This is a genomic window from Pseudomonas wenzhouensis (assembly GCF_021029445.1).
GTDB classification, from domain to species: Bacteria; Pseudomonadota; Gammaproteobacteria; order Pseudomonadales; family Pseudomonadaceae; genus Aquipseudomonas; species Aquipseudomonas wenzhouensis.
Genome location: NZ_CP072610.1, coordinates 1,571,364 through 1,593,244 on the forward strand (window position 1 = coordinate 1,571,364; position 21,881 = coordinate 1,593,244).

At 63.9% G+C, this 21,881-nt stretch carries 23 protein-coding genes; 10 read left to right on the forward strand and 13 right to left on the reverse strand.

Going from position 1 to position 21,881, the window contains the following annotated elements; genetic code table 11:
- The first annotated feature begins 10 nt into the window (after window positions 1-10).
- Entirely contained in the window at window positions 11-1,039 is a 1,029-nt protein-coding gene (locus J7655_RS07170; protein ID WP_230927178.1) for an IS30 family transposase, read from the forward strand.
- A gap of 288 nt (window positions 1,040-1,327) precedes the next feature.
- On the opposite strand, the gene J7655_RS07175 is transcribed toward J7655_RS07170, so the two are convergent.
- From J7655_RS07175 to J7655_RS07195, 5 genes are read right to left on the reverse strand one after another with little or no spacing between them, the layout of a single operon-like run.
- Window positions 1,328-2,200, reverse strand: a complete 873-nt coding sequence (locus tag J7655_RS07175; protein ID WP_230927179.1) for an alpha/beta fold hydrolase — start codon at window positions 2,198-2,200, stop codon at window positions 1,328-1,330.
- Window positions 2,197-3,153 carry a TauD/TfdA dioxygenase family protein gene (locus J7655_RS07180; protein ID WP_230927180.1) on the reverse strand — a complete coding sequence of 319 codons (957 nt, stop codon included), beginning with the start codon at window positions 3,151-3,153 and terminating at the stop codon, window positions 2,197-2,199. The genes J7655_RS07175 and J7655_RS07180 overlap by 4 nt, the downstream gene beginning before the upstream one ends.
- 11 nt (window positions 3,154-3,164) lie before the next feature.
- Window positions 3,165-4,157: an ABC transporter substrate-binding protein gene (locus J7655_RS07185; RefSeq protein WP_230927181.1), complete on the reverse strand. Its 993-nt coding sequence runs from the start codon at window positions 4,155-4,157 to the stop codon at window positions 3,165-3,167.
- A gap of 12 nt (window positions 4,158-4,169) precedes the next feature.
- On the reverse strand, window positions 4,170-4,976 hold the full coding sequence (locus J7655_RS07190) for an ABC transporter ATP-binding protein (RefSeq protein ID WP_230927182.1): 807 nt from the start codon (window positions 4,974-4,976) through the stop codon (window positions 4,170-4,172).
- Window positions 4,973-5,803, reverse strand: a complete 831-nt coding sequence (locus J7655_RS07195; RefSeq protein WP_230927183.1) for an ABC transporter permease — start codon at window positions 5,801-5,803, stop codon at window positions 4,973-4,975. Before J7655_RS07195 ends, J7655_RS07190 begins: the two co-directional genes overlap by 4 nt.
- 243 nt (window positions 5,804-6,046) lie before the next feature.
- Here J7655_RS07195 and J7655_RS07200 point away from each other — a divergent pair, with 243 nt between their 5' ends.
- The 6 genes from J7655_RS07200 (at window position 6,047) to J7655_RS07225 (ending at window position 12,018) form a co-directional block, all read left to right on the forward strand.
- Complete coding sequence (locus tag J7655_RS07200; RefSeq protein WP_230927184.1) at window positions 6,047-6,733, forward strand: Crp/Fnr family transcriptional regulator; 687 nt, start codon at window positions 6,047-6,049, stop codon at window positions 6,731-6,733.
- Window positions 6,734-6,903: 170 nt separating this feature from the next.
- Window positions 6,904-7,827: an ABC transporter ATP-binding protein gene (locus J7655_RS07205; RefSeq protein ID WP_230927185.1), complete on the forward strand. Its 924-nt coding sequence runs from the start codon at window positions 6,904-6,906 to the stop codon at window positions 7,825-7,827.
- Window positions 7,824-8,555, forward strand: a complete 732-nt coding sequence (locus J7655_RS07210) for an ABC transporter permease subunit (RefSeq protein ID WP_230927186.1) — start codon at window positions 7,824-7,826, stop codon at window positions 8,553-8,555. Before J7655_RS07205 ends, J7655_RS07210 begins: the two co-directional genes overlap by 4 nt.
- Before the next feature lie 12 nt (window positions 8,556-8,567).
- Window positions 8,568-10,394: a GldG family protein gene (locus J7655_RS07215; RefSeq protein WP_230927187.1), complete on the forward strand. Its 1,827-nt coding sequence runs from the start codon at window positions 8,568-8,570 to the stop codon at window positions 10,392-10,394.
- 194 nt (window positions 10,395-10,588) lie between these two features.
- Window positions 10,589-11,581 carry a DUF4340 domain-containing protein gene (locus J7655_RS07220; protein ID WP_230927188.1) on the forward strand — a complete coding sequence of 331 codons (993 nt, stop codon included), beginning with the start codon at window positions 10,589-10,591 and terminating at the stop codon, window positions 11,579-11,581.
- A 227-nt stretch (window positions 11,582-11,808) separates the two neighbouring features.
- A complete protein-coding gene (locus tag J7655_RS07225; protein WP_230927189.1) occupies window positions 11,809-12,018 on the forward strand; it encodes a cold-shock protein in 210 nt (69 codons plus the stop codon).
- Window positions 12,019-12,290: 272 nt separating this feature from the next.
- Here the strand turns inward: J7655_RS07225 and J7655_RS07230 are convergent, their stop codons facing one another.
- The 3 genes from J7655_RS07230 to dapE form a co-directional block, all read right to left on the reverse strand.
- Entirely contained in the window at window positions 12,291-12,662 is a 372-nt protein-coding gene (locus tag J7655_RS07230) for a hypothetical protein (protein ID WP_147809570.1), read from the reverse strand.
- A gap of 5 nt (window positions 12,663-12,667) precedes the next feature.
- Complete coding sequence (locus tag J7655_RS07235; RefSeq protein WP_230927190.1) at window positions 12,668-13,477, reverse strand: putative RNA methyltransferase; 810 nt, start codon at window positions 13,475-13,477, stop codon at window positions 12,668-12,670.
- A gap of 118 nt (window positions 13,478-13,595) precedes the next feature.
- Complete coding sequence (gene dapE, locus J7655_RS07240; protein ID WP_230927191.1) at window positions 13,596-14,738, reverse strand: succinyl-diaminopimelate desuccinylase; 1,143 nt, start codon at window positions 14,736-14,738, stop codon at window positions 13,596-13,598.
- 246 nt (window positions 14,739-14,984) lie between these two features.
- Here dapE and tcdA point away from each other — a divergent pair, with 246 nt between their 5' ends.
- The 3 genes from tcdA (at window position 14,985) to J7655_RS07255 (ending at window position 17,232) form a co-directional block, all read left to right on the forward strand.
- Window positions 14,985-15,794, forward strand: a complete 810-nt coding sequence (gene tcdA, locus J7655_RS07245; protein WP_230927192.1) for a tRNA cyclic N6-threonylcarbamoyladenosine(37) synthase TcdA — start codon at window positions 14,985-14,987, stop codon at window positions 15,792-15,794.
- A gap of 181 nt (window positions 15,795-15,975) precedes the next feature.
- Window positions 15,976-16,731, forward strand: coding sequence for a substrate-binding periplasmic protein (locus tag J7655_RS07250; protein ID WP_230927193.1), 756 nt, complete (start codon window positions 15,976-15,978; stop codon window positions 16,729-16,731).
- Window positions 16,732-16,761: 30 nt separating this feature from the next.
- Window positions 16,762-17,232, forward strand: a complete 471-nt coding sequence (locus J7655_RS07255) for a YehS family protein (protein ID WP_230927194.1) — start codon at window positions 16,762-16,764, stop codon at window positions 17,230-17,232.
- Window positions 17,233-17,300: 68 nt separating this feature from the next.
- Here the strand turns inward: J7655_RS07255 and J7655_RS07260 are convergent, their stop codons facing one another.
- The 5 genes from J7655_RS07260 to dapC all read right to left on the reverse strand — a co-directional run bounded on the left by J7655_RS07260 (window position 17,301) and on the right by dapC (window position 21,826).
- A complete protein-coding gene (locus tag J7655_RS07260) occupies window positions 17,301-17,714 on the reverse strand; it encodes a SufE family protein (RefSeq protein ID WP_230927689.1) in 414 nt (137 codons plus the stop codon).
- A gap of 2 nt (window positions 17,715-17,716) precedes the next feature.
- Window positions 17,717-18,922, reverse strand: coding sequence for an aminotransferase class V-fold PLP-dependent enzyme (locus J7655_RS07265; RefSeq protein ID WP_230927195.1), 1,206 nt, complete (start codon window positions 18,920-18,922; stop codon window positions 17,717-17,719).
- A gap of 72 nt (window positions 18,923-18,994) precedes the next feature.
- Complete coding sequence (dapD, locus tag J7655_RS07270) at window positions 18,995-20,029, reverse strand: 2,3,4,5-tetrahydropyridine-2,6-dicarboxylate N-succinyltransferase (protein ID WP_230927196.1); 1,035 nt, start codon at window positions 20,027-20,029, stop codon at window positions 18,995-18,997.
- 36 nt (window positions 20,030-20,065) lie between these two features.
- Window positions 20,066-20,413: an ArsC family reductase gene (locus tag J7655_RS07275; protein ID WP_024308915.1), complete on the reverse strand. Its 348-nt coding sequence runs from the start codon at window positions 20,411-20,413 to the stop codon at window positions 20,066-20,068.
- Window positions 20,414-20,629: 216 nt separating this feature from the next.
- Window positions 20,630-21,826 (reverse strand): succinyldiaminopimelate transaminase, encoded by a 1,197-nt coding sequence (gene dapC / locus J7655_RS07280; protein WP_230927197.1) that lies wholly within the window; start codon window positions 21,824-21,826, stop codon window positions 20,630-20,632.
- Window positions 21,827-21,881 lie beyond the last annotated feature (55 nt).

Genomic DNA, 21,881 nt, shown 5'->3' on the forward strand with positions numbered 1-21,881 from the left:
TGCTGCCCCTATGTCTTATTCCGAACTCAGCGTTGAAGAACGTGCCACCATTCAAATCGGCCGTGCCCAAGGGCTCAGCCTGCGCAAGATTGCTTGCTTGATCACCCGATCCCCTTCGACCATCAGCCGGGAGCTGCGCCGCAATCGAGCTGCCAGTGGTGGCTACTCGGCCCGCATGGCCCAGCAGCAGATGCAGGCCCGCCGCCAACGCTGTCGACCGAAACGAAAGCTGTTGCCAGGTAGTGAGCGCTTCCAGCTGGTGGTCCATATGCTGCGCGAGCGTTTGTCTCCCGAGCAGATTGCCGGCAAGCTGCGCAGCATGAACATTCCAAGCCTCAGAGATGCCTACGTCTGTCGCGAGACGATCTATAACGCGATCTATGCCTTGCCGGTCGGCGAGCTGCGTAAGGAGCTGATCATCTGCCTGCGCCAAAGCAAGACGACACGCAGACCGCGTTCTGGCGGCGTGGATCGACGCGGACAGATCCCCGAGATGGTCAGCATTCATGTGCGCCCACCGGAGATCGAAGACCGGCTGATGCCAGGGCATTGGGAAGGCGATCTGATCAAGGGCAAGGCCAACGCCTCGTCTGTAGGCACGCTGGTGGAGCGCACCAGTGGCTACCTGATGCTGGTAAGGATGAACGACGCGACGGCGACCTCGGCGATGGAAGGCTTCAGTGCAGCGCTCAATGGCATGCCGCTGGCGATGCGCAAGAGCATGACCTACGACCAGGGCCGAGAAATGGCGCGGCATGCTGAAATCACCCAGCAGACCGGGGTGGCAATTTACTTTTGCGACCCGCATAGCCCTTGGCAACGCGGCAGCAACGAAAACATAAATGGCCTGATCCGCCAGTATCTGCCCAAGGGCACGGACTTGTCGGTATATAGCCAAGAAGAACTCGACGCCATTGCGCTGCAACTGAATATGCGACCGCGTAAGCGCTTCGACTTCAAGTGCCCCATCGAAGTTATGGGTGAGGTGATGCAGAAGGCCATGGCTATGCGGCATGATGCTCCAGCTTCAATTCAATGACCGTGTTGCACTCAGCTCCTGCAACCGCCCTTTATAAGGAGGTGCTCAAGCTGAACCTGCCCTAGTTGCAGGGCATCGTGAGGGCGAAGAAACCCGGGCTTTTGGTGTTGAGCCGTGACGAGGTGGCGGAGCTGCTGACGCATCTGCAGGGTGTGCAGTGGGTCGTCGCCAATCTGCTGTATGGCTCGGGCTTGCGTTTGCTGGAGGCGTTCAGGTCGAGGACGAAGGCTTGTCCAAGTGGTCGGTCGAAAGGCGCCGGTAGCCGCTTCTATCATGGTGCCGCGACCGTCAGGCTTGGCCCAGCCACCGTTCAATCGCCTGGTTTACCGTCTCGCGCGCCTCGTGCTGGGGAAAGTGCCCCACGCCTGGCAACTCCAGGCGCTCCACGCCGCCGGTGAAGGCGTGCAGGTCGTGGAAGCCTTCGGCCAGGTTACAGCGGTCGGCCTGGCCGTGGATGATCAGGCAGGGCACTTTCACCTGCGGCGAGGCGGCGAGCCGCGTTTCCAGCTCGGCGCAGCCCGGGTCGGCCTCGGCATTGCCCCAGCGCTGGGTATAGGAGTGCAGGGTGACCTGCGCCCAGTCCGGATTGTCCATGGCCGCCAGAGCCGGGGCGAAGTCTTCGTCGGCAAACGCCCATTGCGGCGACCAGCGCCGCCACAGTTCCCGGCAGAAAACCTCGCGCTGGGCTTCCACGGCCTGACGCCCTTGGCGCGTACTCATGTACCACTGGTACCAGTACGCCTGCGTCTGCTCCCAGCTCAAGGGCACGCCCGGTGCATAGGGCGCCGACATGGCCACGGCGCGCACCACGCGCTGCGGGTACAGGGCGCTGAGGATGTAGGCGCAGCGCGCGCCCCAGTCGTGGCCGACTACCGAGAAGCGCTCAAGCCCCAGGTGGTCGGCCAACTGGCGGATGTCATCGGCGATGGCGCTCAGTTGCCCGCTGCGCCGTGCCGGGTCGTGAAAACGGTTGGGGCCGAAGCCGCGCAGGTAAGGGGTGATTACCCGGTAACCGGCTGCGCGCAGCGCCGGCAGCAGGTGCCGCCAGGTCTGCGGCGCATCGGGCCAGCCGTGCAGGGCAATGACCGCCGGCTGCCCGGCATGGCCTTCATCGAGGTAATGCAGGCGCAGCTCGCGGGCGTCGAAACGGCTCCAGGTCATAGTCCGTAAGCTACTTTCGAGGTGCGACCCAGGGCGCCTACGGCGTCCAGGGTATTGGCTTGCGCGCTTTGCGTGCCACGGGCGTTGAAGGTCACGCGCTGGTTGACCCGGCGCCGCGGCCAGTAATCGGCCAGGGCATAGTGCTGGGTGCTGCGGTTATCCCACACGGCCAGGCCGTTCTTCTGCCATTTGTGGCTGTAGGTGAATTCCGGCTGCTTGATCCAGTTGGCCAGCAGTTGCAGCACCTGGCGGCTTTCAAAGCCGGAAACGCCTTCGATGTTGCGGGTGAAGGTCTCGTTGACGAAGAGGATCTCCTTGCCCGATTCCGGGTGGGTGAGCACGACCGGGTGTTGCACCGGTTTGTACTGCCTGATCGAGTTGATCAGCACGTCTTCGCCCAGATTGGCCAGGTAGTTGCGCCACTGGCTGACTTCCCAGGTATGGCTGGCGGTCAGGCCGCGCAGGTATTCCTGCAGGCCTGGCGACAGCGCCTTGAAGGCCTTGGACAGGCTCATCCAGGCGGTATTGCCGCCGACCTCCGGCAGTTCGGTGATCTGGATCACGGTACCGGTCGGCGGCGTTTCCAGCCAGGACAGGTCGGTGTGCCAATGGTCGACCGAGGCCGGCCGCGCTTCGTCGTTGGCCAGCACTTCGATCTGCGGGTGGCCGTCCTTGCGCGGGAAATAGGCACCCTGCGCCACTTCACCAAAGGCGCTGGCCAGGGCCAGATGCTGCTCTTCGCTGATCTGCTGCGGTTCGAAGAACAGCACTTCGAAATCCAGCAGGGCGCGGTACAGCTCTTCCTGCACGGCCGAGGAGATCGGCTTGGTCAGGTCGACGCCGTCGATCACCGCGGCGAAGTCCGGCATCTGCGGGCGCGGGCGGATGTGCTGGTAACGCGATTCGATGTCGATGGCCTGGGCCACCGATTTAGCCTTTTTGTAGTCGCTCATGGGAAGAGTCCTTAGCCGAAGGTTTTGATGTACAGGCTGGGGTCGAAGTAGTCGTCTGCCCAGATGGGGTTGTCGAGCGCGCCGACTTCCTGGTTGAAACGGGTGATGGCGTTGAGGTACTCGGTGACCTTGCCGCTCTGGTAGTCGGGCAGCCAGCCTTGTGGCGTGTCCCAGCGCACCACTTCGTACTGTTCTCTGAGTTCGTCGACGCTGAACTGCTTGTAAGGGCCGGCGGCCAGCAGTGCCAGGGCATCGCTGGTGTGGTTGAGCAACTGGTCGTTGGCCACTTCCCAGCCTTTGATGAAGCGTTGCAGCAGTTCCGGATTGCCGGCATGCAATTCGTTGCGCGCCGACCAGCCATCCACCACCACCGCGTTGGGGTGATCGGCCGCGGAGGTCAGGCGTACGGCGCTGGCGCGGTGTTGCCGCACGATGCTGTCGAACGGCGTCCACAGCGCCACCACCGGCACCGAGCCGGCGACGAAGCTGGTCACCGCCTGATCCATGCGCTGGTGGATGATTTCGACGTCGCGGCTGCTGTCCAGGCCGACGCTTTTCAGGGCCTCGTGCAGCAGGTAGTGGGCGCTGGTGCCGCGGGTGGTGGCGATGCGCTGGCCTTTGAGGTCGGCCAGGGTTTTGATGCCCGATTCGGCGCTGACATAGATCTGCGTCATAGCGGTTTCCAGCGCATTGACCAGAAATACCTTGCCCTGGCCCCGCGCCGGGAAGTTGGCGATCACCGCGCCGGTGCTGACCAGGTCGATGCTGCCGCCGGCCAGGGCCTGATAGGCCTCGAGGCCGGTGATGAACTTGGTCGGCTTGATGTCGATGCCCTGGGCTTCCCAGGCCTTGTGCTCAAGGCCGAGCCACAGGTGGCTATCGCAGGACAGCGTCGGCAGGTAACCCACGCGCAGGGTCTCGCGCTTGCTGGCAAACACGCTGCCGGGAAGGGCGGCGACGGCGCCGAAGAGGGCGGCCGATTTCAAGAAGTCACGACGTTGCATGTTCGATCCTCGTCAGGCCGTGGCACGGCTGATTTGTTGTTGCTGTTGGTAGGCTTGCATCACTTTCTCGCGCAGGTAGGCGCGCAGTTCGACGAAATCCGGGCGCGACATCAGCGCCTGGTTACGTGGGTAGCCGAAGGGCACTTCGATCACTTCGGTAATGCGCGCCGGGCGCGCGCTGACCAGCACGATCTTGTTCGACAGGTACAGCGCCTCTTCCACCGAGTGGGTGATCAGCAGGGCGGTCTTGGCTTCTTCCTGTTGCAGCTTGAGCAGCAGGTCGTGCATCACCTGGCGGGTCTGCGCATCGAGGGCGGCGAACGGCTCATCCATCAGCAGGCAGGCCGGATCCACCGCATAGGCGCGGGCCAGGGCCAGGCGCTGGCGCATGCCGCCGGACAGCACCGACGGCAGGCTGCCGGCAAAGTCGCTCAGGCCCATGATCTGCAGGTAACGCTCGGCGATTTCATGGCGCTGCGCCGCCAGAGCCTTGTTGGCATTGAGGGTCAGGCCGAACTCGACGTTCTCGCGCACGCTCAGCCACGGGAACACGCCGTATTCCTGAAACACCACGCCGCGCTCCCGATCCGGGCCGGTGATCGGCGCGCCGCCGAACAGCACCTCGCCACGGGTCGGCCTGGACATGCCGGCGGCCAGTTTCAGCAGGGTGGTTTTGCCGCAGCCGGAAGGGCCGACCAGCGAGACGAAGTCGCCGGCCTCGATCTTCAGCGAAGCGTCCCTGACCACCCAGCCATCGCCGGGAGCGTTGGCGTAGTGCACCGAGACGTTGTTGAATTCCAGTTCGCGTGCCGTGCTCATGCTTTTACCTTCTCCTGCCAGCCCACCAGGCGACCGCTCAGGGTCACCAGAAGAAAATCCATCAGCATGGCGGTGGCGCCGATGCAGATCAGACCGAGATAGATCACGTCCAGCTGGAAATACGAGGAGGCGATCTGGATCATCGAGCCCAGGCCGTTTTCCGCCGAGATCAGCTCCGAGGCCACCAGGGTCATCCAGCCCACGCCCAGGGCCACGCGGGTGGCGGTCAGGGCGTGCGGCAGCGCCAGCGGCAGGATCACCTTGCGAAACAGCTCGACTTCGCTGGCGCCCAGGGTGCGGGCGACCTGGATGTAGATCGGCGGGGTGCGCGAGATGCCTTCGTACATCACCACCACGGCGGTGAAGAAAGAGGCGTACACCAGCACCAGCAGCTTGGCCGGATCGCCAATGCCGACGTAGATGATCATCAGCGGAATCAGGGCAATCGGCGGCAGGGCGCGGAAGAAATTGAGCACCGGGGTCAGGGTTTTGCGCGCGGCGGCGAACCAGCCCAGGGCAAAGCCCACCGGAATGGCCAGCGCCACGCCAATCAGCACGCCGAGGCTGACGCGCAGGGTGGAGGCCAGCCAGTGCGCCGGCAGGCTGCCGTCGAGCATCAGCGCCTGCGCCTGCGCCAGAACCGCCGAGGGCGCCGGCACCAGGCTTGCGTACTTGTCGCTGAGCAGGCGCACGCCGCTCCAGATCGTCAGTAGCAGCAGCCAGGGCAGTACGCGCCAGAGCAGTGGTTTGAGCCAGGGCACGCCGGCACCTGGGCGGCGCGCCGCTGCCGCGGGGGCGACGACTGGTTGCTCGTGGGCTTGGGACATGGAAGGCTCTCTAATTGTTAAAAGTTATATAAATATTACGTTTGACGTTTTTGGGTAATAAGCGTATCCAGGCGTAACGCTGCCTTCGCATACAGGACGCGGTCTGGAGCAGGTCAGGGGCTGGAACGGATTACCGAGCAGGTCACCGGGCTGGGGGGCATTGTGCGGTGGCCGCGAGCCACACTTCTGTCGCGGTGGCGACACTTTTTAGATTTTTATAACTCAATGGCCTAACAAAGCGTTATGACTAATCAACCCTGGTATTGGCAGCGCTTGACCCTGTTCGACAATTGCGAGGCGGCGGCGCGCCAGGCGCTGCTGGCCATCGCCGAGCAGCAGGTGCTGCATGCCAAGCAGATGGTGTTTCGCGCCGACGACCCGCCGGAGCGCGTGTATCTGGTGGAGCAGGGGCTGATCAAGGTGTTCAGCCTGACCCCGCAGGGGGAAATGGTGACCCTGTGGTTTTGCGGGGCGCAGGAGCCGTTCGGTGCCGGTGGGATCGCCGGGGTCGGGCCGCAGTCGGTCTTCGCCCAGGCCGTGGGGCACTGCGTCATCTGGTCGATGAAACGCAGCGATTTCGAACAGGTTCTCAAGGCGTACCCGGAGCTGGCACTGAACACCATCCGCCTGGTCAGTGGACGTATGCGCCTGGCAACCGACGCGCTGGTGGAAAGCATTTCCTGCAACCCCGAGCAGCGCCTGGCGCGCATGCTGCTGCGCCTGGCCTGTCAGTGCGCCACGCAGAAGCCGGAAGGACTGGCGTTCGAGCTGCGCCTGACGCATCAGGAGCTGGCACAGATGGTCGGCTCGTCGCGGCAAACGGTGAACCGCGTGCTCAATCGGTATGCCGCCGAAGGCGTGCTCAGCGTGGTACAGCGCCGGCTGGTGATCCATCAGCCGGAGACCCTGGCGCGGCGGGCGTCGGCCTGAGCGTCAAGGCGGCACCTGCAAGCGGCCGATTTACGTCTGGTTACCCTTGTTCGGCCTGGGGACGATTGCATTCGTTGGGGCGCTGTTCTTATAGTTCCGTCGGCATTTTTGCAGGCTTGGCTCGTGCCCACGAGCGGCGCGCCAGGCTTTGACCGCACTGGTGAGAGGCCATGATCGAAATAAGAAACCTGACCAAGCGTTTTGCACAGCACACGGCAGTCGATGACTTGTCGTTCCAGGTCCAGCCGGGGGAAGTGCTGGGCTTTCTCGGTCCCAACGGGGCCGGTAAATCCACCACCATGAAGATGCTCACCGGCTTTCTTGCGCCGACTTCCGGTACGGCGAGCATCCTCGGTTTCGATATCCAGACCCAGACGCTCAAGGCCCAGCGGCAGATCGGTTATCTGCCCGAAGGCGCGCCGTGCTACGGCGACATGACGGTGCGTGGTTTTCTCGAATTTATCGCCGAGGTGCGTGGCTTTCGCGGTACCGAGAAGAAGCAGCGCGTGCAGCGCGCTGTGGAGCAGGTGGAGCTGGAAAAGGTGCTGGAGCAGAGCATCGAGACGCTCTCCAAGGGCTTCAAGCGCCGCGTTGGTCTGGCCCAGGCGATTTTGCATGATCCGCGTGTGCTGATCCTCGACGAGCCCACCGACGGCCTCGACCCCAACCAGAAACATCAGGTGCGTCAGCTCATTCAGGGGCTGGCGCGCGACAAGATCGTGATCATTTCTACCCATATCCTCGAAGAGGTCACGGCGCTGTGTACTCGTGCGGTGGTGATCGCCCAGGGCCGGCTGCTGGCCGATGGCACGCCGCTGGAGCTGGAAAGCCGCTCGCGCTATCACCAGGCGGTGACGCTGCTGGCTGATGAGGCGTTGGATCAGGCGGCCCTCGCGGCGCTGCCGGGTGTTGCCGGTGTCGAGGAAAACGCCCGTGAGCACAGCCTGAGCGTGCTGGCGCAGCCGGGCGAGGTGATCTTCCCGCAGGTCAATGCACTGATCGCCGAGCGCGGCTGGAAGGTGCGCGAACTCAACGTGGAACGCGGTCGGCTCGATGAAGTGTTCCGCACGCTGACCCGGGGAGAGCAGCCATGATCCAGTTGCCCGTGATCTTCAAACGCGAGCTGGCGAGCTATTTCGCCACGCCGCTGGCTTATGTGTTCATCGTCATCTTTCTGGTGCTGTCCGGGGTGTTCACCTTCTACCTGGGCGGCTTCTTCGAAGGCGGCCAGGCCAATCTCTCGGCCTTTTTCAATTTCCACCCCTGGCTCTATCTGTTCCTGGTGCCGGCGATTGCCATGCGACTGTGGGCGGAGGAGCGCAAGTCCGGTTCCATCGAGCTGCTGATGACCCTGCCGATCACCCGCTTCGAAGCGGTCACCGGCAAGTTCCTGGCGGCCTGGGTGTTCGCCGGCATCGCGCTGCTGCTGACCTTCCCGATGATCATCACCGTCAACTACCTGGGCGAGCCGGACAACGGCGCCATCGTCACCGGCTATATCGGCAGCTGGCTGCTGGCGGGTGCTTATCTGGCCATCGGCTCGTGCATGTCGGCTCTGAGCAAGAATCAGGTGATCGCCTTCATCCTCGCGGTCAGCGCCTGCTTTTTGTTTATCGTCAGCGGCTTTCCGATGGTGCTCGACGCCTTCGCCTGGGCGCCGCAGTGGCTGGTGGACGCCATCGCCTCGCTGAGCTTTCTGGTGCGCTTCGATGCCATCAGTAAGGGCGTGATCGATCTGCGCGACCTGCTGTATTTCCTCTCGCTGATCGCCGCCTGGCTGACCGCCACCGCCGTGGTCATCGACCTGAAGAAAGCCGACTGAAGGAATGCGCCCATGAAAAAGCTGATTTATTCCGGCGCCGGGCTGCTGCTGATTGCGGTGGCCTTTCTCGCCTTCAACCTGCTGGCTGGCCTGGGCCTGGGCGGTGCGCGCCTGGATCTGACCGAGCAGAAGCTCTACACCATCTCCGACGGCACCAAGCAGATCCTTTCTGAGCTGGACGAGCCGATCAACCTGTACTTCTTCTACTCGGACAAGGTGGCCAAGGACTTGCCGGCGTTGCGCACCTACGCCCAGCGCGTGGAGGAGATGCTCAAGGCCTACCAGGCGCAGGCGAACGATAAGATCCGCCTGCACATCATCGACCCCGAGCCGTTCTCCGAGGACGAGGACAAGGCCGCCGAGTTTGGCCTGCAGGGCATCCCGCTGCAGCAGGGCGGCGACGCGATCTACTTCGGCCTGGCCGGCACCAATGGCCTGGATGACACCCAGGTGATCCCGTTCTTCGCCCTGGATCAGGAGGAGCACCTGGAATACGAGCTGAGCCGCCTGGTGCAGACCCTGGCCAAGCCGGAGCTGCCCGTGGTTGGCGTGCTCTCCGGGCTGTCGATGACCGGCGGTTTCGACATGATGGCGCGGCAGCCGACACCGCCGTGGATGGTGCTGGAGCAGGTGCGCCAGTTGTTCCAGATCAAGCAGCTCAAGGCCGATGTCGACCAGATTCCCGATAGCGTCTCGGTGCTCTGGCTGGTGCATCCGAAGAATCTGCCCGAGCAGACTCTGTACGCCATCGACCAGTTCGTGCTGCGCGGCGGCAAGCTGATGGTGTTCGTCGATCCCTATGCCGAGGCCGATACCGGTGATATGCCGGGTGAAGTGGCGGTGGACAAGGCCTCGAACATCGAGTCGCTGTTCAAGGCCTGGGGGCTGCGCCTGGTGCCGGACAAGGTGCTGGGCGATGGCTCCTACGCCATGTCGGTGAACATGGGGCAGGGCCAGCGTCCGGTCCGCCACGCCGCCTGGCTGAGCTTGCCGCGCAAGGCGCTGGATCAGACCGATATCGCCACCACCGGGCTGGAGAGCGTCACCGTCGCCACCGCCGGCATCCTCGAGCCGCTGGAAGGCGCGAAAACGCGCTTCACGCCGCTGATGCAGAGTTCCGAATACGCCATGCCCTTCGACGCCCAGCGTTTCGCCATGCTCAGCAATCCCGAAGAGCTGATCCGTGAACTGGAGCCGACCGGCGAGCGCTACACCATCGCTGCACGCATCGACGGCCCGGCGCAGACGGCCTTCCCCGACGGTATCGAAGGGCGCAAGGACGGCCTCAAGCAGGCGGACACCATTAACGTCATCGCCGTGGCCGATACCGACATGCTCACCGACCGCATGTGGGTGCAGGTGCAGGAGTTTTTCGGCCAGCGCATGCCACAGCCCTGGGCCGACAACGGCAGCTTCACTATCAACGCGCTGGACAACCTGACCGGCTCCGAGGCGCTGATTAGCGTGCGTTCGCGTGGCCGCTTCAGCCGCCCGTTCGTGGTGGTCGAGGAACTGCAACGTGCTGCCGAACAGCGCTTCCGTGACAAGGAGCAGGCCTTGCAGGCACGGCTGGCCGAGACCGAGCAGCAACTGGCGGCGCTGCAGCAAAGCGACGATCCGAATCTTGAGCTGACGCCGGAGCAGCAGGGCGCGCTGCAGCGCTTCATCCAGCAGAAGCTGGAGATTCGCAAGGAGCTGCGCGACGTGCGTTACCAGCTCAACGCGGAAATCGAGGCGTTGGGTCGCACGCTGAAGGTGATCAACATTGCCCTGATGCCGGCGTTGCTGACCCTGGGCGTATTGGCGTTGTGGCTGTGGCGGCGCCGTCGCCGCGGGTGACGTTTATCAGCTGTGGAAGGCGCGTCAGCGGCGACAGTCGCGGCTAAAGCGTCTCCCACGAACCGGGCGTAGGGTGGCTGTCGCTTTTGTACCCACCGCAACGCTGGATCGCTGAAGCGTGATCCACCCTGCGCCGCGGCAGTGGATGTAAAGCGACATCCACGAGGTTAGTCATTCTCAATAGTGAGGAGATCATGGGGCGTAAAGGTCTGATCGCATTGATCGTCATCGTGCTGCTGTGCGTGCTGGGCTACTTGGCCGTGCAGCGCGGCCAGCAGCAGAGCACGGCGCAAATCGAGTCAGCGCCCTGGCTGGCAGCCGAGCAGGGCTATCTGAATACGCTGCAGGCAATGGAGATCGAGCAGGCAGGGCAGCCGCCGGTGCGTATCGAGCGACGTGGGGACACCTGGGTGGTGCCGGCCAAGGCGGATTATCCGGCTGCGCCGCAAGCGCTGGCCGAGTTGCTGCGGGCCTTGCGTGAGGCGCGCACGCTGGAGGCCAAAACCGCCAACCCGCAATGGCATGCCCGTCTGGGGTTGGCCGAGGAGGGCGCGCCTGATGAGCAGGCGCTGCGTCTGAAGCTGCACTTCGACGGCCATCCCGAGCTGGGCCTGCGCCTGGGTAATCTCTCTCAGCAAGGCCGCGGGCAACTGGTGCGCCGTGCCGGTGAAGATCAGGTGTGGCTGATCGATCGGCAACTGCAGGTACCGACGCGTGAGCTGGACTGGCTGGATCGACGTGTCAGCGATATTCCCTTCACCAGCATCGCGCGTCTACAGTTGCGCTATGCCGACGGCGAGGTACTTACGCTGACGCGAGACGATGCCCAGCAATACAACTTTGCTATCGCCGAACTGCGCAAGGAGCAGACGCTCAGCTTCGAGGGCGCGGCCAACAGTGTTGCCCTGGTGTTCTCCAACCTGCAGTTCGCCGATGCCGCTCCGCTTGCGCAGATCAGCTTCAAGCAGGCGCCGGTGCTGCAATTCAGCCTCACCGGTTTCAACGAACAGAGGCTTGAGGGTGCGTTATACAAACAAGCCGAGCACTATTGGCTGGTGCTTGGCGAAGCTGAAGGTTTCGAGGCCGCAGAGGTGACAGCGCGCAGTGACTGGGCCTATCGGCTGGAGTCTGAACAGGTTCAGCGGCTGGCGAAGAAGTTACGCGATCTATTGGCCAAAAACCCATAAAAAAAGCTGTAAGCCGCATATCTTCCGAGTTCTCTGCGGTTTTTAAAAAGTGCTTTTCAGTCACAATTCATGCTTTATACTCGCCCTTCGGCTGCAGCAAGAACGCGAACTGCTTGCCTGTTCCCGGCGCGGTTGCCGGGGTAGACGAGCACTGGGAAGAACGTTTTTACCGAGCCGTAATGTGCCTTCGTGACAATAAAAACACAGCGAGTTTGGAGAAGTGGGTAATGGCAGATCGTGAGACCGGAACCGTCAAATGGTTCAATGATTCCAAGGGCTACGGGTTTATCCAGCGCGAAAGCGGCCCGGATGTGTTCGTTCACTTTCGCGCCATCCGTGGCGAAGGGCACCGCACCCTGGTCGAAGGCCAGAAGGTCGAGTTCGGCGTGACCCAGGGCCAGAAAGGCCTGCAGGCGGAAGACGTCTCCGCGTTCTGACCGCCACGCTCGTAATGCCACAAGGCCCGTCGATGACGGGCCTTGTTGTTTCTGGCGTTTGGGCCGTGAAGGTGAAGAACACTGTAGCGCGGATGAAATCCGGAACATGCGCTGATCCCCGGATTTCATCCGGGCTACGGGCGAAGGTAATGACCCCACGCAGCTTGGCGTAGGAGCCCCGCCTCGGGGCGAAGCTTTGTAAGGCGGTGCCGTCCTGATTCGCGGCGGAGCGCCGCTCCTACAGATTTGGCGCTTGCGCCAAGCGGCCGCTTTTATTCTGTACGCCAGATGATCTCGGTTTCGCCATCGGCATCGACCTTGATCCAGCGGTCGGCTTCTTCATCGCTCTCGTCTTCTACCCAGGTACCCGGTGCGCAGCGTACCTGCACGCCGAGCGCGGCATAGGCGGCGCGGGCGCAGGCGAGGTCGTCGGCCCAGGGCGTGGTGTCGCTTTCCAGATACAGGCTGTGCCATTTGCCCACGGCTTTCGGCAGCCAGGTCACCGGCACGTCGCCGGCCCTGCACTTGAAGGTCTGGCCTTTCTGTTGCCAGTCGCTGCACGGGCCGAGTGCCTCACCCAGCCACTGCGCCACGGCGTCGCGTTCGGCGTCTTTGAGGTAGATTTCGATGTCGGGTTGGCGCATTGGGTTCATTCCTGAGTGTTGACGATCCAATCGTAGCGGATGGAAACGGTGACATCGAAGGGCGCGGCGATCACCGCTTCACGGCGTTCGGCACTGGCGCGCCAGCCGTGTGGGGTCATGGCCAGCAGGTCGGCGCGGGCCTGGGCGTCGGCCAGATGCAGGGTGAACTCCAGGGTTTCACTGTGCGCCAGGTGCATGCCGGTTGGGATCAGCGCCAGGTGCTTTTCGTCGTCATAGTCGCGTACTTCGTCGTACAGCTTCTGCCGCAGTTCCATCAGGTGCACGCGAGTCGGGCCCATGCGCAGCAGGCCGCCGCCGGGGGCAAGCAGGCGCTTGGCCTCGGCCCAGTCGAGCGGGCTGAAGACGCTGGCCAGCAGATTACAACTGGCATCGGCCAGGGGCACACGGGCCATGCTCGCCACTAGCCAGCTCAGCTGTGGCGCGCGCTTGCACGCACGCTTGACTGCTTCGCGGGAGATGTCCAGGGCGTAGCCGTCAGCGTGCGGCAGGGCACGGGCGATTTGTTCGGTGTAATAGCCCTCGCCGCAGCCGATATCCAGCCAGCGTGCGGGTGCGTACTCGGCCGCCAGTGCGGCCAGGCGTGCGGCCAGGGGGGCGTAATGGCCACCGTCGAGAAAGCGCCGCCGTGCCTCGACCATGGCGGCGTTGTCGCCAGGGTCGCGGCTGTTCTTGTGCTGTACCGGCAGCAGGTTGTAGTAACCCTGCCGCGCGCGGTCGAAGCTGTGGCGGTTTTCGCAGGCCAGGCCGCTGTCACTGGGCTCAAGCGGCGTCTGGCAGATGGGGCAGATCAGCATGGGCATGCACGTCGCTCAGCGACGTTCTCCCTGAGCCCTTCTCCCTCGGGGAGAAGGTGGCGCGCAGCGGCGGATGAGGGCAATGGGCGGATCGCTGACATTGGATATGCTTCGCCCATCATGCGAGTAGCTTGACCATGGTCTGGTAATACACCTCGGTGAGCAGGTCCAGATCGCTGGCCAGTACGCGCTCGTTGATCTGGTGGATGGTGGCGTTGACCGGGCCGAGTTCGACTACCTGAGTACCCAGCGTGGCGATAAAGCGCCCGTCCGAGGTGCCGCCGCTGGTCGACGGTGTGGTGTCGCGACCGGTGACGTTTTTGATGCTGGCGGCCACGGCGTCGAGCAGGTCGCCCGGCTGGGTGAGGAAGGGCAGACCGGACAGCGCCCACTCCAGGTGATAGTCCAGGCCGTGTTTGTCGAGGATGGCGGTGACGCGCTGCTGCAGGCCCTCGACGGTGGATTCGGTGGAGAAGCGGAAGTTGAACACCGCCTTCAGCTCACCGGGGATGACGTTGGTGGCGCCGGTGCCGGAGTTGAGGTTGGACACCTGGAAGCTGGTCGGCGGGAAGTAGTCGTTGCCGTGATCCCAATGCTCGGCGGCCAGCTCGGCCAGCGCCGGGGCCGCGAGATGAATCGGGTTCTTCGCCAGGTGCGGGTAGGCGACGTGGCCCTGCTTGCCGTACACGGTCAGGGTGCAGCCGAGCGAGCCACGACGGCCGTTCTTGACTACGTCGCCGAGCAGGGTGGTGCTCGACGGTTCGCCGACGATGCACCAGTCCAGGCGCTCGTTGCGCTCGCGCAGGCGCTCGACCACTGCCTTGGTACCGTGCTGGGCCGGGCCTTCCTCGTCGCTGGTGATGAGGAAGCTGATGGCGCCCTTGTGCTGCGGGTAATCGGCGACGAAGCGCTCCACGGCGATGATCATGCTCGCCAGGCTGCCCTTCATGTCCGCTGCGCCACGGCCGCAGAGCATGCCGTCTTCATCGACGCGCACGTCGAATGGCTGGTATTGCCAGGCGTCCAACGGGCCGGTGGGCACCACGTCGGTGTGGCCGGCGAAGCACAGCACGGGGCCGTCGCCACCGCGTTTGGCCCAGAAGTTCTCCACCTCTTCGATGCGCATGCGTTCGATCTCGAAGCCGCAGGCAGCCAGGCGACGCATCATCAGTTCCTGGCAACCTTCGTCCACCGGGGTCACGGACGGGCGGCGAATCAGGTCGAAGGCGAGTTCCAGGGTCGGGGTGAGGGGGACGGTCATGGCGGCTCCGGTACAGCGGCTGGCGTGAAAGCTGGCCATATTACCGTGAAAGTCGCGTGGCGACGCCATCCTTGATGCCCTTCTCCCTCTGGGAGAAGGTGGCGCGAAGCGCCGGATGAGGGACGGCCGCACGGCGTATCCGCGGTCAATGCCGCGTGACAGGGCAGGCCGACGGCTGACCTGCACGGCGGGCTTGGGTGGGCGGGGCGCTGTCCCTATAATGCGCGCCTTCCTGAAGGTGGTTAGATGAACACAGACGATCAGCGTTTCGGCGGCATTGCCCGGCTCTACGGCCAGGAGGGCTATCAGCACCTGGCGGCTGCGCATGTGGCGGTGGTCGGTATCGGCGGTGTCGGTTCCTGGGTGGCCGAGGCGCTGGCGCGTTCCGGGGTTGGCGAGATTTCCATGTTCGACCTCGATGACGTCTGCATCACCAACACCAACCGGCAGATCCAGGCGCTCGACGGCGCCGTGGGCAAGGCCAAGGTCGAGGTCATGGCCGAACGTATCCGCGCCATCAACCCGGCCTGCGTGGTGCATGCGGTGGCCGATTTCGTCACCCGCGAGACCATGGCCGAGTACATCACCGAACAGCTCGACGGGGTGATCGACTGCATCGACAGCGTGCCGGCCAAGGCGGCGCTGATCGCCTGGTGCAAGCGGCGCAAGATCCAGATCGTCACCACCGGCGGTGCAGGTGGGCAGATCGATCCGACCCAGGTGCAGGTCGCCGATCTGAACAAGACCGTCAACGACCCATTGGCCGCCAAGGTACGCTCCCTGCTGCGCCGCGACTATGGTTTTTCCCGCACGCCGGGGCGCAACTACAGCGTGCCCTGCGTGTTTTCCACCGAGCAATTGCGTTACCCCAAGCCCGATGGCAGCGTGTGCCAGGCCAAGGGCTTCGTCGGTGAGGGGGTACGTCTCGATTGTGCCGGTGGTTTCGGTGCGGTGATGATGGTCACCGCCACCTTCGCCATGGCTGCCACCGCCAAGATGGTGGACAAGCTGGTGGCCGGAGCACGCCGGCCTGCCGAACGTCAGCGCGGTGAGTGAGTCACGGCTGGCGGCAATGCCAGCCGGTTCAGTGCAACGGTATGCACTGATGTATCGATGGTCTGGAGAAGATCGACCATTGCACGCGTCGAGGTGAGCGGTGCCGTACTGTTTGTTGCGTTCTGGCCGGGCCCGTCATGCCAGGGGACTATGCAGCGCTGTTGTTGCGCTGTTTCTGGCCTTGTGTTGGCCGCCTGCGCAGGCCGAGCTCAAAACGCTGCGTATCGGTACGGGGGACTGGGCGCCTTACGTCGAACAGGGGCGTACTGATGGCGGGGCGTTGGCGCGTCTGGTGCGCGCGGTGTTCGCCGAATCAGGTTATGCGGTCGAGTTCGTTTTCTACCCCTGGGATCGCAATGTGCTGATGCTGCAGCGCGGCGCTCTGCACGCGATCATGCCGTACAACTGTAGCCCCAGCCGGCTCGACTATGGGGTGTGCAGCGACCCGCTGGTACGCGGTGAGGTGGTGTTTTTCCATCACCGTGACCTGGCCTTCGACTGGCAGGACATCGATGACCTGCAGCCGTACCGAATCGGTACGACGCTGGGCTATTCCTACGGCTCGGTGTTCGATGAAGCCATGCAGTTGGAGCGTTTGCAGGTCGAGCAAAGCAGCCGGGAGGACGTCAGCTTCCGCCTGCTGGAGTTGAAACGAATCGATCTGCACCCGCAGGATCGTGCCGTCGGTTATGCCATGCTGCGTCGCCAGTTTCCCGGTGGCGAGATCACTCATCACCCTCGCCGCCTAAACCGGGAGCCGCTGCGTTTGCTGTTTCGCAAGGATGATCGGCAAAACGCGCAGCTGTTACGTCAGTTCAATGCGGGGCTGCGCCGCTTCGTCGAGAACGGCGACCTTGAGCGCCTGCAGCAGGCGCTCAATACCGGCAATGCCGATGACTGGCAGCCCACTATCCCTTCTCAGGCGCTGCGTGATTGAGCTGCCTAAGCCTTATCTGGAGTCATGAACATGCTCAATAACGATGTACTGCGCAGCCTGCGCTATCTGCTGGATGTCAGCGACGCCAAGCTGGAGGCACTCTGCCAGTTGGCGGATTACCCGGTGGAGCCGGGGCTGATTTCGGCCTGCCTGCTGCGTGAGGACGAGCCCGGTTATCGCGCCTGCAGCGATGTACTGCTGGCTCACGTGCTCGAAGGCCTGGTGTTTCACAAGCGCGGCAAGGATGACAGCCGCGCCCCTCTGCCGGTGCCCAAACGGCTGACCAACAACATCGTGCTGAAGAAGCTGCGTGTGGCCTTCGAACTGCGCGATGACGACCTCCAGGCGATCCTGCAGGCGGCTGACCTGCCGATGACCAAGAGCGAGCTCAGTGCATTGTTCCGCGCGCCGGAGCACAAGCACTACCGTGAGTGTGGTGATCAGGTGCTGCGCAATTTCCTGCGTGGGCTGACGATTCGCGAGCGGGGCAAGAGCGACTGAAAGCTTCGCCCCAGGGGGGGGGCTCCTACGCGATGGAGTGGCGGCAAGCGCCCTGCGACGAATGGTTTTTAGGTGGAGCGCCCCGCCAACTCGCGCATACGCTGCAGCACCGCGTTGAGACCATTGCTGCGCGAGGGCGATAGCTGCCGCTGCAGCCCCAACTGGTTGAACCAGTCGACCAGATCGACACGGGCCAGCTCGGCGCGAGACAGGCCTTCGACCCGTGCCAGCAACACAGCCAGCAAGCCGCGCAGCAGACGAGCGTCGCTGCTGGCGCGAAAGTGCAGATGTTCGCCGTGGTGTTCGGCGATCAGCCAGACCAGGCTCTCACAGCCATGCACGCGGTGCGCGTCGACGCGTTCGGCATCGCTTAGTGGCTGCAGGCGTTCGCCCCATTGCATCAGCAGGCGCGCGCGTTGTTCCCAGCCAGGGCAGGCACTGAATGCGCTCAGAGCCTCTTCAGCGGAGGTGGGCAGGCACATCGTCATCGCAACAGTTCCAGGGCGTTATCCAGGGCGGCGAAGAAGCGCTGCAGGTCTGCGCCGTTATTGTAGAGGCCGAGCGAAACACGAGTCGCGCCACTGAGGCCCAGGCTTTTCATCAGCGGCATGGCGCAGTGGTGTCCGGCACGCACGGCGATGCCCTGTTCGCTGAGCAGGTGGGCCAGGTCGGCGTTGTGCACAGCTTCGACATGAAAACAGGCCAGCGCCAGTTGTGGTTCGCCGAGCAGGCGCACGCCCTTGCGGCTTTGCAGGCCTGCCAGCAATTCGGCATGCAGCGCTGCTTCATGGCGTGCCACTGCGGCTTGATCCAGCCCGCTTAGCCAATCCAGCGCCGCGCCCAGCCCGATAACCGCAGAAACAGCCGGTGTGCCGGCCTCGAAACCCAGCGGTGCAGGGCGAAAACGCGCCTCGTGGTAGTCGGCATCGAGCACCATCTCGCCGCCGAATTGCCAGTGCTGCAATTGGCTCAGTGCTTCGCGGCGGCCATACAGCAGACCGACACCATCCGGGCCGTAGAGCTTGTGCGCTGAGCAGACGTAGAAGTCGCAGCCCAGCGCCTGCAGATCAGGGCGTGCATGCACCGCGCCCTGCGCCCCGTCGATCACGCTGATGGCGCCGTGCACGCGGGCCATGGCCAGCAGCTCGGCGAGCGGCTGCCAGCGGCCGAGGACATTGGACAGCTGCGACAGCGCCAGCAGGCGCGTGCGCGGGCCGATCAGGCGGGTGGCGGCATCCAGATCGATGCTGCCGCTGCTATCCAGTGGCACTACCCGCAACTCGAGATTGCGCCGTTTGGCCAGTTGCTGCCAGGGCAGCAGGTTGGCGTGGTGCTCCAGCGCACTGATGACGATCTGCTCGCCCGGCTGCAGCAAGTGCTCCAGGCCATAGGCCAGCAGGTTGAGCGATTCGGTACTGCCACGGGTGAAGATGATCTCTTCGCTGCTGGCTGCATTGAGCCATTGCGCGGCCTTGCTGCGTGTCGCCTCGAAGGCGCGGGTGGCGCGCTCGCCCGGCAGGTGCTGGGCGCGGTGCACATTGGCTACGCCGCCGCTGAGGTAGCCGAGCAGGGCATCGAGCACCGCCTGCGGTTTCTGTGCGGTGGCGGCGCTGTCCAGATAGGTCTGGCCTTCGGCTTCGAGAGCGAGCATGCCGGGGAAATCGGCGCGCCAGGGGGAAGTCAGTGACATGCTGTGTCAGATCCGCGTGGGTTTGCCCTCACCCCCGACCCCTCTCCCGGAGGGAGAGGGGAGGCATGACGATCAATTGTGGGCGTGCAGGGCTTCGTTCAGCTCAATCGCCGACTTGTGGGTCTTGCACTCCACGGCGCCGGTCAGCGAGTTGCGACGGAACAGCAGGTCAGGCTGGCCGGCCAGTTCGCGCGCCTTGATCACCTTAACCAGGGCACCCTTTTCGTCGAGCAGGTTCACCTTGGTACCGGCGGTGATGTACAGGCCGGCTTCGACGGTGTTGCGGTCGCCCAGCGGGATGCCGATACCGGCGTTGGCGCCGATCAGGCAGCCTTCACCGACGCTGATGATGATGTTGCCGCCACCGGACAGGGTGCCCATGGTCGAGCAGCCGCCGCCCAGGTCCGAACCCTTGCCGACGAATACGCCAGCGGAAACGCGGCCTTCGATCATGCCCGGGCCTTCGGTGCCGCCGTTGAAGTTGACGAAACCTTCGTGCATCACCGTGGTGCCTTCGCCGATATAGGCACCCAGGCGCACACGGGCGCTGTCGGCGATACGCACGCCGGCCGGCACCACGTAGTCGGTCATTTTCGGGAACTTGTCCACCGAGAATACTTCCAGCAGCTCGCCCTTCAGGCGCGCTTCCAGCTGGCGCTCGGCCAGTTCGCCGAGGTCGACGGCGCCCTGGCTGGTCCAGGCCACGTTGGGTAGCAGCGGGAAGATGCCAGCCAGGCTCAGACCATGCGGTTTGACCAGGCGGTGCGACAGCAGGTGCAGCTTGAGGTAGGCCTCGGGGGTGCTGGTCAGCGCGGCATCCTCAGCGAGGAAGGTGGCGACCAGCGGGTTGTGGCTTTCGGCCAGACGGGTCAGCAGCGCGGCTTGCGCGGCGTCCACGCCTTTCAGGGCTTCGGCCAGGTCACCTGCTTGCGCGGTGGTGAAGGCGATGGCCTGGTTGCCACCCTGATAACCGAGGATGTCGGCAGCCTTGGCCACCAGCTCGGCGGCAGGGTTGAGCAGCGGTTGGGCGTAGAAGACTTCCAGCCAGTTGCCCTGGCGGTTCTGGGTGCCGACGCCAAAGGCGATGCTGAAGAGGGAGGTGCTCATAACAGGGTTCCTTGCAACGAAATCGGAGGAGAGTGATCAGGCCAGCGCGGCTTGGTAATTGTCCGGTTTGAAGCCGACCAGGGTCTTGTCGCCCAGGTCGAGTACCGGGCGCTTGATCATCGACGGTTGGGCCAGCATCAGGTCGATGGCCTTGGCCTGGTCGAGATCGGCTTTCTGCGCATCATCGAGCTTGCGGAAGGTGGTGCCGGCGCGATTCAGGATGGTCTGCCAGCCATGCTCGTTGCACCACTTTTCCAGGTTTGCCCGGTCGATTCCGACGCTCTTGTAGTCGTGAAAGGCATAGTCGACCTGGTGTTCATCGAGCCAGGTTCTGGCCTTTTTCATGGTGTCACAGGCCTTGATGCCATACAGGACGTAACTCATTGATCTTCCTCTGATGAGTGGCGTGCCGGAAGGTCCGGGAAACACAGCGGGCCATTATGCCACGTCGTATCCCGAGGTGGCGGCGGCTGTCGCTGCTATGTGTTACAGCGCCGGCGTGTAGCCCGGATGCAATCCGGGACGCCATGAACGGCTATCCCCGGGTTGCATCCGGGCTACGGTGAGCTGGTGGCCAAAGCCTCCAGCCCGGGTCGGGCTTCAGGCGCTGCGGATGAAGCGGGCAATGCGCTCTGCGGCTTCGATGCATTCGGCAAGGGGTGCTACCAGCGCCATGCGCACGCGCCCGGCGCCCGGATTGACGCCATTGACCTCACGCGACAGGTACGAGCCCGGTACCACGGTTACGTGCTCGGCGGTGAACAGTTCGCGGGTGAAGACGGTGTCGTCACCGGGCGTGCGTGCCCACAGGTAAAAGCCGCCGTCTGGGCGTTGCACGTCCATCACCGGGGCGAGGATTTTCAGTACCGCGTCGAATTTCTCGCGATACAGGTCGCGGTTGGTGCGGACGTGCGTTTCGTCGTTCCAGGCGGCGACGCTGGCCAGCTGGGTTTGTACCGGCATGGCGCAGCCGTGGTAGGTGCGATAGAGCAGAAAGTGCTTGAGGATTTCGGCGTCGCCGGCGACGAAGCCCGAACGCAGGCCCGGCAGGTTGGAGCGCTTGGACAGGCTGTGGAACACCACGCAGCGTTTGAAATCGTTGCGCCCCAGCTCGGCGCAGGCGCTGAGCAGGCCCGGCGGCGGTGCGTTTTCGTCGAAGTACAGCTCGCTGTAGCACTCGTCGGCGGCGATGACGAAGTCATGCTCGTCAGCCAGGGCGATCAGCTTCTTCAGGGTGTCCAGCGGGATCAGCGCGCCGGTGGGGTTGCCTGGCGAGCAGAGGAAGAGAATCTGGCAGCGCTGCCAGATTTCGCTCGGCACTGCGTCGAAGTCCGGGTTGAAGCCATGGGCTTCCAGGCACGGCAGATAGTGCGGCTCGGCGCCGGCGAGAAAGGCCGCGCCTTCGTAGATCTGATAGAAGGGGTTAGGGCTGACCACCAGGCCCTTGGCGTTGCGATCCACCACCGCCTGGGTGAAGGCGAACAGCGCTTCGCGCGTGCCATTGACCGGTAGTACATGGCGTGCGGCATCCAGCCAGCCATTCGGTACGCCAAAGCGGCGTTCGCACCAGTTGACGATGCTCTGGCGCAGCTCCGGCAGGCCGAGCGTCGTCGGATACACCGCCAGCTTGTCGAGATTGGCGGTCAGCGCCTGGCCGACGAAGTCTGGCGAGCGGTGCTTGGGTTCACCAATGGACAGGGCGATGTGCGAGCGGTCGGCAGCTGGCTGGGCACCTGCGAGCAGAGCGCGGAGTTTCTCGAACGGGTAGGGCTGCAACTGGGCGAGGGCGTGGTTCATCGTGATCCGACGGGTCCTTTGTAGGGCGGCGACAAAGCTGCCGACACTAGCATGT